Source organism: Lysobacter solisilvae (genome assembly GCF_016613535.2).
GTDB classification, from domain to species: domain Bacteria; phylum Pseudomonadota; class Gammaproteobacteria; order Xanthomonadales; family Xanthomonadaceae; genus Agrilutibacter; species Agrilutibacter solisilvae.
On sequence record NZ_CP071518.1, the window covers coordinates 3,001,575 to 3,018,663 of the forward strand.

The 17,089-nt window shown below is 68.4% G+C and carries 7 protein-coding genes; 2 read left to right on the forward strand and 5 right to left on the reverse strand.

Annotated features, from left to right (window positions below; genetic code table 11):
* Window positions 1–25: 25 nt before the first annotated feature.
* Window positions 26–2,230, forward strand: coding sequence for a choice-of-anchor Q domain-containing protein (locus tag I8J32_RS13175; protein ID WP_207526609.1), 2,205 nt, complete (start codon window positions 26–28; stop codon window positions 2,228–2,230).
* Window positions 2,231–2,300: 70 nt separating this feature from the next.
* On the opposite strand, the gene I8J32_RS13180 is transcribed toward I8J32_RS13175, so the two are convergent.
* The 5 genes from I8J32_RS13180 to I8J32_RS13200 are packed head-to-tail and all read right to left on the reverse strand — an operon-like array spanning window position 2,301 to window position 16,463.
* Window positions 2,301–3,065, reverse strand: coding sequence for a YdcF family protein (locus I8J32_RS13180; protein ID WP_200616390.1), 765 nt, complete (start codon window positions 3,063–3,065; stop codon window positions 2,301–2,303).
* A 3-nt stretch (window positions 3,066–3,068) separates the two neighbouring features.
* Window positions 3,069–4,586 (reverse strand): oligosaccharide flippase family protein, encoded by a 1,518-nt coding sequence (locus tag I8J32_RS13185; RefSeq protein ID WP_200616391.1) that lies wholly within the window; start codon window positions 4,584–4,586, stop codon window positions 3,069–3,071.
* Window positions 4,587–4,624: 38 nt separating this feature from the next.
* The gene (locus I8J32_RS13190; protein WP_207526610.1) at window positions 4,625–6,370 is read right to left on the reverse strand and encodes a glucosamine inositolphosphorylceramide transferase family protein; all 1,746 of its coding nucleotides are present in this window, start codon (window positions 6,368–6,370) and stop codon (window positions 4,625–4,627) included.
* Entirely contained in the window at window positions 6,367–7,209 is an 843-nt protein-coding gene (locus tag I8J32_RS13195) for an alpha/beta hydrolase family protein (RefSeq protein ID WP_200616394.1), read from the reverse strand. Before I8J32_RS13195 ends, I8J32_RS13190 begins: the two co-directional genes overlap by 4 nt.
* Window positions 7,206–16,463: a non-ribosomal peptide synthetase/type I polyketide synthase gene (locus tag I8J32_RS13200; protein ID WP_207526611.1), complete on the reverse strand. Its 9,258-nt coding sequence runs from the start codon at window positions 16,461–16,463 to the stop codon at window positions 7,206–7,208. Before I8J32_RS13200 ends, I8J32_RS13195 begins: the two co-directional genes overlap by 4 nt.
* Before the next feature lie 156 nt (window positions 16,464–16,619).
* Between I8J32_RS13200 and I8J32_RS13205 the strand changes: the two genes are divergently transcribed.
* Window positions 16,620–17,033, forward strand: a complete 414-nt coding sequence (locus I8J32_RS13205) for a hypothetical protein (RefSeq protein ID WP_200616399.1) — start codon at window positions 16,620–16,622, stop codon at window positions 17,031–17,033.
* The last annotated feature ends 56 nt before the right edge of the window (window positions 17,034–17,089 follow it).

A 17,089-nucleotide genomic window follows, 5' to 3' on the forward strand; every position in this document is an offset into this window, starting at 1 on the left:
AACGATTACGGAGTTTCCAATCCTAATGTCAGTTTCCATTCGCGGCCGTAAGCTGCCCAAGGTTGTTCTCTCGTTCGTTCTGCCGGCCATCGGGCTTGCCGCCTTCGGGTCCGCGAACGCATCCACTTTCTACGTCCGTGCCGACGGTGGCGACGCCGCCCAGTGCAACGGTCGCGCCGATGCTGCCTATCCGGGCAGCGGCACCGCGCAGAACTGCGCCTGGAAGAATCCCAACATCGCCCTGCCCAACTCGGGCTCCGCGCGCATCGCTGGTGGCGACACCCTGATGATCGGCGCCGGCAGCTTCCAGATCGGCAGCGGCGGCTACATGCAGAAGGTCCCCAGCGGCACCACGACCGCGAAGACCCGCATCCTCGGCAAGGCCGGCACCAAGCTGGTCGGCGTCGCCGGCACGCATCGCGTGATCAACCTGGACGGCAGCTCGAACGTCGAGATCGGCAACCTCGAGATCACCGACAACAGCGACTGCGTCTACAACCACTCCAATTCCGCCGCCGCCTGCACCAGCTCCATGCCTTGGGCGCGCGTGGGCGTGTACGCCGCTGCCTCGAGCAACGTGTACCTGCACGACCTCAACATCCACGGCATGGGCAAGAACGCCTTCAACGCGGGCGGCCTGAACAACTGGACGCTCGAGCGCGTCAAGATGAACAAGAACGGCAGCGCGGGCTGGGACGGCAACGTCAGCTCCGGCGGCTCCAACTCCGGCGCGATGGTGATGCGCGACATCGAGATCGCGTGGAACGGCTGTGGCGAGAAAGTCGCCACGGGTGAGCCGTGGGCGTGCTGGGCGCAGACGACCGGCGGCTATGGCGACGGCTTCGGCACGGTCGACACCGGCGGCCAGTGGCTGATCGAAGACGCCTTCATCCACCACAACACCTCCGACGGCCTGGACCTGCGCTACATGGACGGCGCCGACGGCACGAAGGTGACCCTGCGCCGCATCTACTCGGTCGCCAACGCCGGCAACCAGGTCAAGGTCAAGGGCAACTCGCTCATCGAGAACTCGGTGATGGTCGGTCACTGCACCTACTTCCGCGGCAAGTACTACATGGCCGAGGCCGATCTGTGCCGCGCGTACGGCAGCTCGGTGCTGCTGATCCTGACCGGCAACGACGTCGCCACGGTGCGCCACAACACCATCGCCGGCGAAGGCGATGCGCAGATCGCCTATGGCGAAGGCGCTTCGACGGACAAGATCTACATCCAGAACAACCTGGTCGTCGGCTTCCCGTACTACGCCAGCACCTCCACGCAGACCCTGATGACGGCCGGCGGCGCGCCGGGTTCCAAGTCGCTCACCGGCAACATGGGCTGGAAGGTCCGTACCTGCCCGACCGGCACGACCTGCACGCAGGATCCGAAGCTGACCAACATGACGCTGGCGTCCTTCGATGCCGAGCCGCTCACCGGCAGCCCGGTGGTCGACAAGGCGCCGATGATCAGCGCCGTGGCAACCGACTTCCTGCTGCAGAAGCGTCCGTCCGGCGCCGCGAATGACATCGGTGCGTATGAAAAGCAGGCTGGTGGCACCACCACGCCCTCGACCTGCACCCGTGCGGCGCCGACCCTCAACATCACCGGCCCGGCCACCGCGGTTGCCGCCGGTACCACCAACACCTACTCCGTCAGCCTGAAGAACAACGACAGCAGCGGTTGCTCCACCACGACGTTCGCCCTGGCGCGCAGCGTGTCGTCCGGTCTCACCTCTTCGCAGTCGGCGTCGGCCCTGGCGCTGGCCCCCGGTGCGACCGGCAACGCCACCGTCACCGTGACCTCGCCGATCGGCGCCATCGCCGGCACCTATCCGATCGGCATGGGCACCAGCAGCGGCGTGGGCAGCGTCCACACGGCCAGCGATTCGGCCACCTACTGGGTTGCGGCGAGCACGTCGACCTCGACCCTCACCGAGACCCTGCGCACCGACAAGACCAGCTACCTGGCCGGTACCAAGGTGTGGATGAGTGCCCGCGTGATGAAGGGTGGCGTGGCGGTCAAGGGTGCGACGGTGACGTTCACCGCCCTCAAGCCCAATGGCATCAACAAGGTCGTCCTGACTGCGGTCACCGATTCGCAGGGCTACGCCCGCAACAGCTTCACGTCGGGCACGGGTCCCAGCTCCATCGGCACCTACCAGCTGTCGGCTGCGGTGTCCTACGGCGGCGCGAGCAAGACGGCGACCTCGACGTTCTCGGTCTACAAGTAAGCAACGCTTCACCGCACCACTTCAGAGCCCCGGTATTTCCGGGGCTCTTTTTTTTGCGCGCCAGGCCCTGTCAGGGCGATGCCGGGGCTGCGTCACGCCGGGTGCGCCACCGGTAATAGGCCAATCCCGCCCATTCGTGCAAGGCATCCTCCGCGTTGCCCAGCGCGCTGGTGCGCGGTACCAGCGCCCACGGCAGACGCGAGGGCAGCCGGCGCGAGTCGGCGCCCAGTGCGCACACCTGGAATCCGGCGCGTGCAAACGCCATCCGGGCGCGCGGCATGTGGATCATCGAGGTCACCAGCATGATGCGCGACGGCAGGCGTGGCGACTGTCGGGCCGCCTGTTCCGCGTTGCTCCAGGTATCCATCGATCGCGTCTCCACGCGCATGGATTGGGGCGGCACCCCGAGTGACTGCGCATAGGCCGCCATCAGCGCGGCGACGGGAATGGCGCCAGGACGGGGAGCGCCGCCCTGCACCACGAGGCTGCGTCCGGCCTGCGCCCGCCACCAGTCCACCGCCCGGTCGATCCTGCGGCGGCTGGACAGGTTGAGTGCAGCGAAATCGGTGTCACTGCGTGCCCAACCCTCGACGCCGCCGCCCAGGACGATCGCAGTGGAAGGTGGCGCGAGGGAACAGGCCGCGTCGTCGGCCAGCGGCCGCTCAAGGGGCGCGACCAGGCGGTTCGCCCCGAACGGCGTCATCGCCGCGACGGCCGCCACGGCCAGCAGCGCCGCGCCCGTCAGCAGCCAGGCCCGGCCGCGAGGCCACCAGGCCAGCCCGGTCAGGACGACGGCAACCAGCAGCCATGCCAGTGGCGAAAGGAACCAGGCCATGGTTCAACGCGACGACCTCAGTGCGGTCAGCATCTCCCGAAGTTCCCGGTCCAGCGCGACAACCGGCAGTGCGTAGAGTCCCAGGAACAGCAGTCCCGCGACGCACAGTCGTAACCAGGTGTTCTGCAGGCCGAACAGATCCGTGCCCAGCGCCACCAGCAGCAGCAGCGCCAGGCACGACAGCGACAGCAGGACGGTGCGAGCCCTGGGCAGGCGTGCGAGCCCCCGCGGGCAGGTTGCGAACTGGGCGGCGATCAGGGCCGCATAGCTGATTGCCGTCGACCAGGCGGCGCCCATGTAGCCCATGCGAGGCACCAGGATGATGTTCATGACGACATTGAGCATGGCCGCGCCCAGGGTAATCGCCAGCACCTGCAGCGTCCGCTTCTTGAGCTGCAGGCCGTAGTTGGCGATCGCGAACCACGCGTACATCGAGATGGTGACGCCCACGATGATGAACACCGGGCCCGACGCGGCCTTGCCCGGACCGCTCAATGCCACCAGCAGGTCGTGTCCGGAAATGAGCAGCATGCCGACGATGGCAACCACCGCATAGGTCATGGGCAGCAGGACCCGCCGCTTGAGCGCACGCACTGCACCAGCGCCACCGGTCTCATAGGCCCGCATGACCACTGGAGTGAAAGCCTCGGACAGGGTGACGTCGATGAACACGTTGAGCTGCATCGCCAGGGCGTACCCGATCGCGTAGATGCCGACGGCCGCGAAGTCGTCGGTCAGGTGCTTGAGAAGGACGCGGTCCATGTTGGCCAGGACGCTGAAGGCGATCTCGTGCGCCATCAGTGGCAGTCCGTACACCAGGCCATTGCGCAGCGCCTGCAGGTCGACCGCGTCGCGGGAAACCTGAAGGTGCCGGTAGAGCCATTGGGCCAGCCAGGCCAGCAGCAGCACCGCCGCGATCATCTTGCCGCCGTACACCGCCAGCGCTGACTGCTGTACCAGGATCACAGCGCCAAGCACCAGCACCAGTTCCAGCATGCGGCCGACGATGCGCGTCGTCATGACGATATCGGACCGCTCGCTGGCGCGGACCACCATCTGCGCGATGCTGGTGACTGCCAGCATGGGGATCAGGATCAGCGCACACCAGAACAGCGGCGAGAGCGAGCCGCCACCCGTCGACGACCACAGGGCAATTCCCGTTACCGTCAGCCCCCACAGGACGCCGGACAGCATCAACGGTAGCAGGACCATGTTGGTGCCGAACGCGCGCTGTTGCTGCGCGTTCCCCTCGTAGGGATAGAAACGCACGATGGCGTGGGGAGTCCCGAGCTTCAGGATGGCCACGCCCAGCAGCATCAGGGTGTCGTAGTAACGCAGGATGCCGAACTGCGTGTTGTCGAGCAGGCGGGTGAGGATCGGGAAGGAGATGAACCCCGCCAGCATCACCATCCCGTTGGAGAACGAGTAGCGCAGGTAATGGGTCGCAATGCCGGGCCGAAGGCGAGCCGGCGCCACGGTCCCTTCGATGCTTTCCTGGGCAAGCCCCGCCTGTTCGTTCATTCCGTGCTTCCGTAGTGGACCTGGAGGAAAGTCATCCATCACCGCGGTGGCGTGCCGGGGTGCGGAGGACTGGGGGCCGCCAGGGGGTGTACCTGCGGGAGCGCCTGCGCGGGCGGCTTCATCGCCTGCATTCCCTCCCCGTCCGCCGCGTCGAGGACGTGGAGATAGGCCATTCCATTCGGCGGACGACCGAGCACGTCGAGCACCTCGATGCCGCCGGCCGCGTTGTAGGTGTGGCATCCGTCGACGCTGCGGGTCAGGAACGGAGCCAGCCGGGCGAGTGGTCGTTCGCGATAGACGTCCGGGCCCAGCGCCAGGACTTCGTTGAACACCACGGCGTTGCCGTAACCCGGCCCGCAGTCCTGCGCCGGCCGGATGAGACGGTCACGATGCATGAACAACTGTCCCGCCATTCGCGCGCGCCGGACATCACAGACGATCGGCGAAGCCGGATGCGGTCGGTATGGGCCCTCCAGCCGTTCGGATACGAACAGGAACAGCTCGTCGCACGTGTTGTTGCGGTTCTCCGCGACGTTGGCGAACAGGTACCAGTGGCCCTCGTGGTGATACAGCGTCGGGTCCACGCAGGTCCGTCCCGTGACGAGGTCATGGACGCGCTGCCACTGCATCGGGAACTCGGTGGCCCGGTACAGGCTGACGCGCTTGTCATAGCCTGATTCGACGGTCATGTACCACTGCCCTTCCCACTCGAAGACCTGCGGGAACGACAGATGACCCGGCTCGTCGAGCACGGTGCCCAGGCGTCGTGCGCCGCCCTCGACCAGCTCCACGCAGGCAATGTTGGCTTTGCGCCGCCGCGGATCCTCCATCTCCTCGACGAAGATCAACTTGCGTCCTGGCGCCATGGCCATGAACGGATCACCCCACCAGCCCTTCGGGGCCTTGAGCAATGCGTGCGATCCGATCATCGGCGCGTCGGGGTCCAGCATCGATCCGCCCAGGCGCAACACGAGCGTCCAGCCGATACGACCATTCCTGCGCCAGCCCGTCAGCCACCGCGGAGACGCCCGCATGGTCGCCCACAGCCCGCGCAGGCCGGCGGCGCGCCCGGCTTCAGGCTGCCCTTGCAACTGGACAGTCGACACGCAGTGCCGCGCGGTGTCCACATAGCCCGCCGCGAGCTTGTGCAGGCCGCGCAGCAGCAAGGCCGGCAGCTTGCGGAAGGCATCTTCGCGCTGGATGAGGAACGAAGTGTGCCGGGTCTTGCCCCAGCTGACCGCCAAGTCCACCGGACTGCCCGAGGGCTGCTTGAGGACCAGGGCCATCTGGGTGGCGGACTCGCCGCGCACCATCGGCCCGAGCAACGCCAGACCGGCGTGGCGAGGATCGACCAGTGCAGGATCCAGGACCCAGCATCCGCGCGGGGTATTCCCCGCCAGCGTCGCGGCCCAGTCGTGCCAGCCGATCAGGATCACCAGGTCGGGCTTCAGTGCATCGACCCGCGCCGACAGCGACTCCTGCGGGGTGAGGACGTCACCCGGCATCGTGACGGGCGCAAGGCTGCGGTTGCCCCGCAACAACAATCGCTCGAAAGCCACTAATCCGCGCACGTCCCATGCCACAGCATGCGCCGCGGGCAAGGTGAGTTCCGGCGAGGCCAGCGTGGTCAGTTCGAGCCAGTCGTAGCCGCAGGCCAGTCCGCGGAATGCCTCGATCCATTCTGGCACTTGTGGCGGGCCAACCATCACCACGCGCAGCGGGCGAACCAGTCCGTCGGGCGAAGGATAGAGCGGGCTGGCGACGGTGGAGGCGGCGGCATTCATGCCGGCGGTCGTCCGCGCAGGTCAAGCATCCATTGCGTCACCGTCTGCATCAACCGTTCCCTCTGTGCCGCGCTGAAATAGGTGTGGTCGCAGTCCGGCCAGTGATGCAGCGTGACGCGCGCATCGCGCACGACCGGGCCGAACGACCATTCGAACTGACGCGGATGCAGGAAGCGGTCCGCATAGCCGCCGCTGAAGATCCAGAGCAGGCGTACGTCGCGGGCGACAAGCGCGGCGAACTGTGCTCGCGCCTCGGACTGCGTGGGCCAGGTACGGAAGGCGGCGGAATCCAGGCTGGCATTGCCGCGCAGGCGGCCGGGCATCTTGCGTGCAAACCGGCGCCACTCGCGTGGCAGTCGCCGCAGCAGGGACAGGATTCGCGCATAGCGGTGCCAGGGCCCCGCGAAGCACACGCCATCGAGCAGCAGCACGGCATTGACGCGGGCGTCGGCATTGGCGGCTTCCCAACCGGTATCGGCGGCGCTGCAGATGCCGCCCACGGCAAAACTGCGGCAGCCGTGCATTGCTTCGAGCTGGTTCATGGCGGCCACCGTCGCCTGCGTGGCATCGCAACTGGGCATGCGTGGCGCTTCACCCACACCGGGAATGTCGTACCGGAAGCTGCGGATCCCGTGCTCGGCCAACCGCTGCGCCAAGAGGAAATGCAGCCGGAACGGCCCCATGCGCGGCTGCAGGCCGGCGCTGGGAAGCAGCAGCGTGGGTCCGGTGCCGGCGACGCCGCTCAGCACGCCGGTGAGCTGCCCACCCGGCCCGAACCGCACGAACACATCGCGGGCCGCGAGCGCTTCAGGGCGCACGGCGTCGATGACAGCGCTCATGCCGCGGCCTCCGAGTCCATGGCCTGGCCCAGTTCGACGACGAGGTCGCGTACTTGGGGGGTCAGAAAGAAGGTGGCATCCATCGCCGCGCCGAGGTTGAACACCGGCGCGTTGTCGGGCAGCTGGACGACGCGCGTGGTCCCGCAGGGAAGCAGTTGCTCCGCCGACGGCTCGCGGGTGACCAGCCACACGGGCGTGGCGCTTGCGCCCATCTGCACGTCCAGTGGCCTGGCGAGCTCGGCGCGCAGCGCAGGCGACGCCGCAAATCCCATCAGCTGGCCATCGGAGGGATCCGTGGCGCGGGCAATGCCCGGCTGCGGCGGCGGTCGAAGGGAACGCTCCTGTTCGTCGCCTTGCATCAGTTCACGCAGCCAGTTCGCGCCATCGACAATCGGTTCCCACAACACCACGAGATCGGCAGCGGTGCCGCGCTGCTTCCAGGCGCCCAGCACCAGCGCACTGCCGCGCCAGCAGAGCAGGACGACGCGTGTCACGCCCGTGGCTTCGCGCAGTTCCGCAATAGCCTGGTCGAGGTCCTGCTGCATGCTCGCGAAATCGACCTGCGCACCGTCGCCGTCCGAATCACCCGTGCCATGGAAATCGAAGCGCAGGCAGGCCAGCCCGAGGGCCGAGAGCTCACTGGCCACTTCAGCCAGGAAACGCTTCGAGCGCGGTAGTTCGTGGAACAGAGGCGGCACCAGCACGACGCCGGTGCGCGCCGTCCCTTCTGCCCCATGCAGCGCGGCGTACAGCCGGCGCGAGGCAGGACCCATCCAGCGGGGCTCCCAGTCGCCGATGCTCATCGCGATCGTCCCGTGCCCGCCCGGGGGTGCGTGCCGGTCGCGTTCATGGGCTTTGCGCCCGCCCGAACAGCCGTCGCAGGCCGCTGCTGATCCGTCCGCCCATGCCAGTGGCCTGCGCGGGCGATTCAACCGGTGCGGGCAGATCGCCGGCCACCTCTGGGACAAGGTCTGCGCGCCCAGGCGGATCAGCTTGATGCGATGTCCCGTATCGCGCTCGACCCGCACGGCCATCTGCACGGCGAGCATCGAGTGTCCTCCCAGTTCGAAGAAGTTGTCGTCGGGACCGGCCTGGGTTCCCAGCAGTTCGGTCCAGATGTCCGCCAGGTAGCGGACGCGAGGGTCGGCTGCCGCTCCGGTCGCGTCGGGCGAGAGCGCAGGAGCGCCCTCCTCCCGCGCAACCGGCGGCGGCAGCGCGTTCCGGTCGATCTTGCCGTTCGGCAAGAGCGGAATGGTGTCGAGCACGACGAAGTGCTGCGGCAGCATGTACGCCGGCAACAGGTCGCGCAGGTGCGCGCGCAACGCCGACTCGTCGAGCGTGGCGCCGGGCTGCGCCACCAGGTAGGCGACCAGGCGCTGGTCGCCAGGCCGGTCTTCGCGCACGATCACCATGGCGCGCGCGACGTCCTCGCGCGCGGCCAGGTTGGACTCGATCTCGCCCAGTTCGATGCGATAGCCGCGCACCTTGACCTGGTGATCCAGCCGCCCCAGGTGCTCCAGGTTGCCGTCCGGGCGCCAGCGGGCCCGATCACCGGTTCGGTACAGCAGCGGCGCGATGGCGCCAGTGGGCACCGGCGCCGCGAAACGGTCCGGCAGGAAACGCTCGGCCGTGAGTTCCGGCCGCGCGAGATAGCCCTTGGTGACGCCCTCGCCTCCGATGCACAGCTCTCCCGGCACACCGAAGGGGCACGGTTCGCCTTGCCCATCGAGGATGATCACGCGGGTATTGGCGATGGGCCGGCCGATGTGGATGTCCGGCGCTTGTCCACTCGAGGGTGGCAGGACACGCGCACAGGTCGACCAGACCGTGGTTTCGGTGGGGCCGTACACGTTCCAGAGCGATCCGCAGCGCGAAAGCAGCGCCAACGCCAGGTCCTGCGGCATCGGTTCGCCGCCGCACAGTGCCTTGAACCCGGGCGCGCCGGGCCAACCGGCATCGATCAGCAGCCGCCAGCTGGAAGGCGTGCCCTGCATGACGGTCGCGCGGCTGTTCTCGAGCAGGGCGCGCAACGCGGCGCCATCGACCGCCGCCTCACGATCGGCAAGCACGATCTGTGCGCCCACGGTCAACGGCAGAAGCAGCTCGAGCACCGCGATGTCGAAGGAGAGCGTCGTCACCGCAAGCAGGCGGTCCCCCGCGGCCAGGCCCGGCTCGGCGCGCATGCTGGCCAGGAAGTTGGACACGGCCCGGTGCGGCACGATGACGCCCTTGGGCCGCCCCGTCGAACCGGATGTGTAGATCACGTAGGCCGGGTCTTCGGGTTGCGCGCCGCACTCGTCGTGCTCCAGGCGATGCGCAGGCGCCTGCGCCAGCGTGGCGGCGTGCTCGTCGAACAGGAAAACCGGCCGACCGCGCAGGTCGAACCGCGGCGCATGCGCCCGGGTGGTCAGCAGCATGGCCAGGCCTGCGTCGGCGGCCATGTAGGACAGGCGTTCCGGCGGGAATTGCGGATCCAGGGGTACGTAGCCGGCACCCGCCTTGAGGATGCCCAGGAGGCCGGCCAGCATGTCCACACCACGATCCAGGGCCAGGCCAACCAGCGCACCGCGACGGATTCCGTGGCTGCGCAGCACGTGCGCGACGCGATTCGCGCGCGCCTCCAGATCGGCATATTCCAGCGCCACCGTTCCGGTGCTCACCGCAATCCGGTGCGGGGCGCGATCGCACTGCACTTCGAAATGCTGGTGCATGCCGCGCTCACGCTCGAAGGCGACGGGCGCCGGATTGAGCGCGTCGAGTTCGGCGCGTGCGACGGCATCGACCAGCGGGAGGCGTCCGGACGGGACACTCTCGCGTTCAACCGCGGCACGCAGCATCGTTTCGAGGGCGCGCAACCAGCGCCGCACGGTCTGCGGATCGAACAGGTCGGTGTTGTACTGGCACTCCAGCCGGAGCTGGCCGTGGCTCTGGACAGCGTTCACGAACAGCTCGAAAGTCTCGAAGCTGCGCGGATTGCTGTCGAATTCCATCGCCACTCCCGGGAACGCCCCGCACTCCTGGTCCAGCGCCTGGTCGAGGTTGAACAGCACGCTGACCAGCGGCATGCGCGCGGGATCGCGCCGGACTCGCAACTTCCGCAGCAGGGTCCCGAATGTGTAGCGCTGGTGTTCCAGCGCATCGAGCAACATGGCCTGGGCGCCTTCCAGCGACTGCGCGTAGCTGCGCTGCGGGTCGATCTCGAAACGCAGCGGCAACAGGTTGACGCAGTGGCCGACCAGTTCGTCCTCGCCGACCACCGGCTGCCCGGCCGCCGCGATCCCCACCACGACTTCGGGTTGTCCCGACAGCCGCGACAACAGCATGGCGAATCCCGTCAGCAGCGTCGCGAACAACCCGCTGCCGCCGCGGGCGCCGAGCCGGCGCAAGGCGGCCAGAAGCTCGGCATCCAGGATGTGGTCCTCGCGGGCCGAGGCGAAGCTGCGGTGAGGCGGGCGCGGTCGATCGGTCGGCAGGTCCAGAACGGGCACGCCGCCGCTGAAGCGGGACAACCAATACGCCTCGTCGGCGGCGTGGGACGGGTCGGACTGGTGGCTGATTTCAGCGAGCGCGTATTGGGCATACGAGGGGCTGGCGGTGGTCACCGCGGGCATGGCACCGGTCCGGGCCCCGTACAACGCGCCGAGTTCGCGCACGATCACCCACCACGACCAGCCGTCGCAGGCGATGTGGTGCGCAGTGAGCAGCAGCAGATGCTCTTCCGGCGCCAGACGCAGCAGTTCCGCGCGGAACAGCGGGCCGCTGTCGAGCGCGAACGGCGTCTCGACCGACAGCCGCAGTCGTTCGTCGACGATGGCCTGGCCAGGACCCGCCTGCACACAATCGATCACGGGCATCGCAACGCGGGTGTCTGCCAGGACGTGCAGCGTGCCGCCGTCGGGGCCGATGCTCGAGCGCAGCGCGTCATGGCGATCGACCAGGTCTTGCAGGGCTCCGTGCAGGCACGTTACGTCGAGCGCGCCCTCGAAGCGGAGCGACATCGAAAGATTGAAGGCGAGCGACGCCTCGCGGCCCAGTTGGTCGGCCAGCCAGATCTCGCGCTGCTGCTCGGTGGTCGCAACGACGCCGTCCGGGAAACCGGTCGGCAGCGTCGACGTGGCCGAGGCAGGTTCATCGGAACCGACCGTTTCACTTACGTCCTGCTCCACCACAGCTGCTGGCGCGGACTGAGGCGCAGCGGCCTGTCCCGACACGAGCGCCAGCTGTTGCTGCAACAACTGCATCTGCTGCTCGATCAGTTGCAGCGCCAGCTCGCCGCCACCGCCGCCGGCACCCGTTGCGCCTGCCGACGCCGGTTCTGTCGCGGCGGCAAGTCCGGGGGGCGGCGCGGATTCCGCCGGCAGCAGCTCATCCAACGCGGCGGCCAGACGATCAAGGCTGCCGTACTCGCCCATCAGCTGCCGGAAGGTCACCTTGGCGCCGAACGATTTGTGCACCTGAAGCGCGACCTGCGTGAGCATCAGGCTGTCGAGGCCCAGTTCGATGAAATTCGCCGCCGAGTCGTCGGGGCTGATGCTCAATCCGGAGACATCCTCGAACATGGCCGACAACTGGCCCACCAGTCGGGTCCTGCGGTCGACAGCGAGGTCGCCGCGCGGCGCCGCCGCAGTTTCGACCGTGGCCGGTTCCGGTACCGGGACCTCCTGGTGGGACTCGGCGCCGGCGCGTTGAGCGGCCGGGTGGAGAACGACGTTGCTGCCAGCGGCCGGCATGGCGTCCACCCAGTAGCGCTGCCGTTCGAATGGATATGTCGGCAGGCGCAGGCGGGCCCGCACGTGGCGCCGGTCGAAAGCCGCCGGATCCAGCGCGATGCCCCGTGCCCAGAGCTGGCCGGCCGCCAGACGGAAGCTGGCCACTTCACTGGCCGGCGTGTCGGCCAGGGTGGCGACCGCGGTCAGGCGATGCTGCTGGATACCAGGATGCTGGCGGGACAGTCCGCTCAACGTGGCCCGGGGCCCGACTTCGAGCAGCACGCGCGATGGCACGTCGAGTACCTTCGCCAGCGCCGCGGCGAAACGCACGGGCTCGCGCAGGTGCGAGGCCCAGTAGTCGGCGGAAGTAGCCTGCTGCGCATCCAGCCAGTCGCCGGTAGCGGTCGACACGATGGGAATGCGGGGCTCGCACAGCGTGAGCATCGCCACCGCCGCGCGGAACGGCCCCACCACAGGCTCCATCATCGCCGAGTGGAACGCATGCGAGGTCCGCAGCGCGCGACATGCAATACCGTCGGCTTCCAGCCGGGACTGGAAAGTCGCAATGGCTTCAAGCTCGCCCGATACCACGCAGCTGCCGGGCGCGTTCTCCGCGGCGAGCGACAGGTCGCTGGGCAGCCGCGCGAGCAGGTCGTCCAGCGGCATCCGGACCGACAGCATTCCACCGGCCGGCTGCGCCTGCATCAGGGCGCCGCGCCGGGCCACCAGGCGCAGCGCGTCGGGAAGCGCCAGCACGCCGGCCAAAGTTGCGGCGACGAATTCGCCGACGCTGTGGCCGATCATGGCGGCAGGTGTCAGACCATGACTCATCCATGCCTGCGCCAGGCTGTACTCGATCACGAAAGTCGCCGGCTGCATGATCGCGGTCGGCAGCAGCGCTTCGGGATCGTCCGAGAACATGGAATCGCGAAGATCGATGCCCAGTTCCGCCGAGAGCACGTCGGCGCAGGCATCGAAAGCTGCGCGGAACGCCGGTTCTGACTCGTACAGGGCGCGTCCCATGCCCGGATACGTGGCGCCCTGGCCGGGGAACAGGAACACCACATCGCCCTCGCGCGCCGGACGCCCGCGCGTGGTGGCCGCGGCCTCGGGGCCACGCAACTGTGCGAGCGCACCCGCAACGTCGTCCGCGACGAATGCGAGGCGATGCGGGAACGCCTTGCGACCCACCGCCAGCGTCCAGGCCACGTCCGCCAGGCTGCATCCGGGGTCGGCTTCCAGATGATCGGCCAGGCGCGCGGCAGCGCAGCCCAATGCCGCCGGTGTGCGTGCGGACAGCACCATCAGGTGCGGGCCGGAGCCGGGCTCCGACGCAGGCATCGGGGGCGCTTCCTCCAGGACGACATGGGCATTGGTGCCGCCCACGCCGAAGGAACTCACGCCGGCCCGCCGCGGCTCGCCCCCGTTGGCCGGCCAGGCACTGGCCGCGGCGTTGACGACGAAGGGCGTCGCGGGAAAATCGATGGAAGGATTGGGGGCCTGGAAGTGCAGGCTCGCCGGCAGGCGCTGTTCGGCCAGTGCGTACGCCGTCTTGATGACGCCCGCCGCGCCCGCGGCAATCACCAGGTGGCCCACGTTGCTCTTCACCGATCCGATCCGGCAGAAGCCGCACTCGTCAGTGCCGCGGCGGAAAGCGCGCGTCAGACCTTCGATCTCGATGGGGTCCCCGACCGGCGTGGCCGTGCCATGCGCTTCCACGTAGCCGATGCTGCGCGGGTCCACGCGTGCGCGTTCGTGGGCCATCGCGATCACGGCCGCCTGCCCTTCGCTGCTGGGCGCGGTGAAGCTGGCCTTTCCGCCACCGTCGTTGTTGACCGCGCCGCCGCGGATGACCGCGTAGACGTGGTTACCGTCGGCCACGGCGTCCGACAGGCGCTTGAGCAGCACGATCGCCGCGCCGTCGCTGAATACCGTGCCCTGCGCGTTAGCGTCGAACGTGCGCGTGTGGCCGTCGGGCGACAGCATCGCGCCTTCCTGGTGGAAATAGCCGCTGCGGGGCGGACAGGTCACGGTGACCCCGCCTGCCAGCGCCATGTCGCAGTGACCCAGGCGCAGGCTGTCCATGGCCTGGCAGATTGCCACCAGGGACGTCGAGCAGGCGGTGTGCACGCTGATTGCCGGCCCGGTGAGATTGAGCTTGTGCGCCACGCGGGTGGCGATGAAGTCCTTCTCGTTGTTCAGCATCACCTGGAATGCACCGACCTTGTCGACGAGATCCGGATGCGCCGCCACGTGACGCTGGTAGTAGCTCGCATTGAACATGCCGGCGAACACGCCGACAGGCCCGGCCGTCGCATCGGGCACGTGCCCGGCGCGTTCCATGCACTCCCATGCCAGTTCAAGGAAGATCCGCTGCTGCGGATCCATCAGTTCGGCCTCGCGCGGCGGGATTCCAAAGAACGCCGCGTCGAACTGCTCCACGCCATCGATCACGCCACGTGCGCGGACGTAAGCCGGGTCATCGCGTTCCTGGGAACTGACCGAGGGGTCGAGGTCGTCCGGACCGAAGAAGGTGATCGAGTCATGGCCATCGCACAGGTTCCGCCAGAACGCTTCGACGTCCGCGGCCCCGGGAAAGCGCCCGGCCATGGCGACAATCGCGACCGGCTCGAAATCCTGACCCTGGGTGGCCCGTTGCGCCGCGCTGGCCATCCGCGCCGGCTCGATGGCGGCCTCCCCGCGACCCTGCAGCGAAGCGGCGAGCGTGGCCGCGGTGGGGTGGCGGAAGAGCACGGACGTGGGGATTGCGCGAACCGGTTCACCCGCACCGTCCTGTCGCAGGCGTTGCAGCAGCCGCGCGCCCGACAGCGAGTCGCCACCGAGTTCGAAGAAATTGTCGTGCCGCCCCACGCCATCGATGCCCAGCACCTCGCCCATGGTGGTGCACAGGGACTGCTCCAGTGCGCCCACGGCGGGCTCGAATGCGCAGGCCAGCTCGGGCCGCTCCCTCGCCGGCGCCGGCAAGGCGCGACGATCGAGCTTGCCGTTCTCGGTCAGCGGCAAGGCGTCGAGCTCGACGAAGGCACTGGGCAGCATGTAGTCGGGGAGCAAGGTGGACAGGTGCGCACGCAGCGTCGCCGGGCTGGCCGGTGCGTCCTGCGGCACGACGTAGGCCACGAGCCGGGCTTCGCCACCGGCGCCGTCGTCTCGGGCGATCACCGCGCATGAGCGCACGGATGGATGGCGCGCCAGCACACTCTCGATCTCGCCCGTCTCGATGCGGAACCCACGGATCTTGACCTGGTGGTCGCTGCGCCCCAGATATTCGAGGTCGCCATCCGGCAGGCGTCGCGCCAGATCCCCGGTCTTGTACAGGCGCTCCAGTTCGCCCGTTGGCGATTTCCACTCGAAGAAGCGCTGCCCGGTGAGGTCCGGGCGATTGAGGTACCCGCGCGAAACACCTGCCCCCGCGACGTGGATTTCCCCCACCTCGCCCACCGGCACCGGCGCGAGCGTCGGGTCGAGTACGAACAGGCGCAGGTCGGGTATCGGCTCACCGATCACGCTGCCGGCATTGCGTTCCAGGTCGGCGCTGGCAATGGGCCGGTAGGTGACATGGACGGTGGTTTCGGTGATGCCGTACATGTTGATCAGGCGCGGGCGCTGGTCGCCGTGACGGTCGAACCAGGGCCGCAGCATCTGCAGTTCCAGGGCTTCACCGCCGAAGACGACATGCCGCAACGAAAGCTCGGTGGCTGCGCGACCGGACGCCTGGTCGGCGTGGATCAGGCTGCGGAACGCCGATGGCGTCTGGTTGAGCACGGTCACGCCCTCTCGCACGAGCAGGGCGTGGAACTGGTCCGGCGAGCGGCTGGTCAGGTACGGCACGACGACGACACGGCCGCCATGGATCAACGCGCCCCAGATCTCCCATACCGAGAAGTCGAAGGCATGCGAATGGAAGAACGTCCACACGTCGTCCGGGCCGAAGTCGAACCAGTGCTGCGTCGAGGTGAACAGGCGCGACACATTGGCGTGCGTGACCTGGCAACCCTTCGGCTTGCCGGTCGAGCCGGAGGTATAGATGACATAGGCCAGGTGTTCGGGGCGCGCGAGCGGAACCGGGTCGTCGACCGGCTGTTCGGCGAAGCCCGCACTGTCGCCGTCCAGCAGCAGTGTCGGCACGTCCGTCGCAGGGAGCGACGAGCGCTGTCCCGACGAAGTGAGCAGGACCGCGGGGCGCGCGTCCTCCAGCATGAACTGCACGCGGTCGGGGGGATACGTCGAGTCGACCGGCAGGTACGCCCCACCCGCCTTCAGGATGCCCAGCAACCCCACGACCATATCGAGCGAGCGCTCCAGCCCGATTGCCACCAGCGTCTCGGGCCCGACGCCGAGGTCGCGCAGTCGATGGGCGACCTGGTTCGCGCGATGGTTGAGTTCGCGATAGCTCAGGCTGGCGCCGTCGCAGGTGACGGCGACCGCATCGGGCCGGCGGGCGGCCTGCTGCTCGATCAACTGGGGGATGCATGTACCGGCATCGGAAGCGTCATTACGAACGGGCCCGTCGGATTGCTTGTTCATTCCACCCCCGCGATGCCCAGCCGCCACCCTCCGTCATGGTGTCCAGACCAAGCGTCCCTGATGTGGTGATTAACGCCGTGGGGGTATCCATGCGGCCACGCACGTTGCGCGCGCCAGCGTCCGGTCGCGCTAGGATGGGCGCATGGACGGTGCCCGATGAAACCCGACCTGACGATGCTGTACTCGGAACTGGGACTGCGGCCGAACTGCAGCCTGGCCGAGTTGCAGCTCGCCTATCGCCGCAGGATTTCCGAGTTGCAGTCCGACCGCACGGCAGGCAGCGTTCCCGCGCCGGAGGTTACCGCCGTGCTGCGCGACCTCATCAGCCTCTATACCACCGCGAGCCGCTTCCATCGCCGCTACGGACGCCTGCCCGGCGCCGCGCCGCAGCGCCAGGGTGTCGGCCACATCGTGTATGGCGGCCCACGGCGCGCCCCCACGGACGACGCAGACCAGCCCAGCGCCGATGCGTCTTCGTCCCGTTCGCCGGTGGCGCTGGGCGCGGCTCTCACGCTGCTCGTCCTGCTGTTTGCGCTGCTGGCGCTGGCCTCCGGGGACTGGCTGCACTGAAGCGGTGCACTTCACGGCCGGTACGCCGCCTGTTCGCCGTTGGTCCCTGCAGGAAG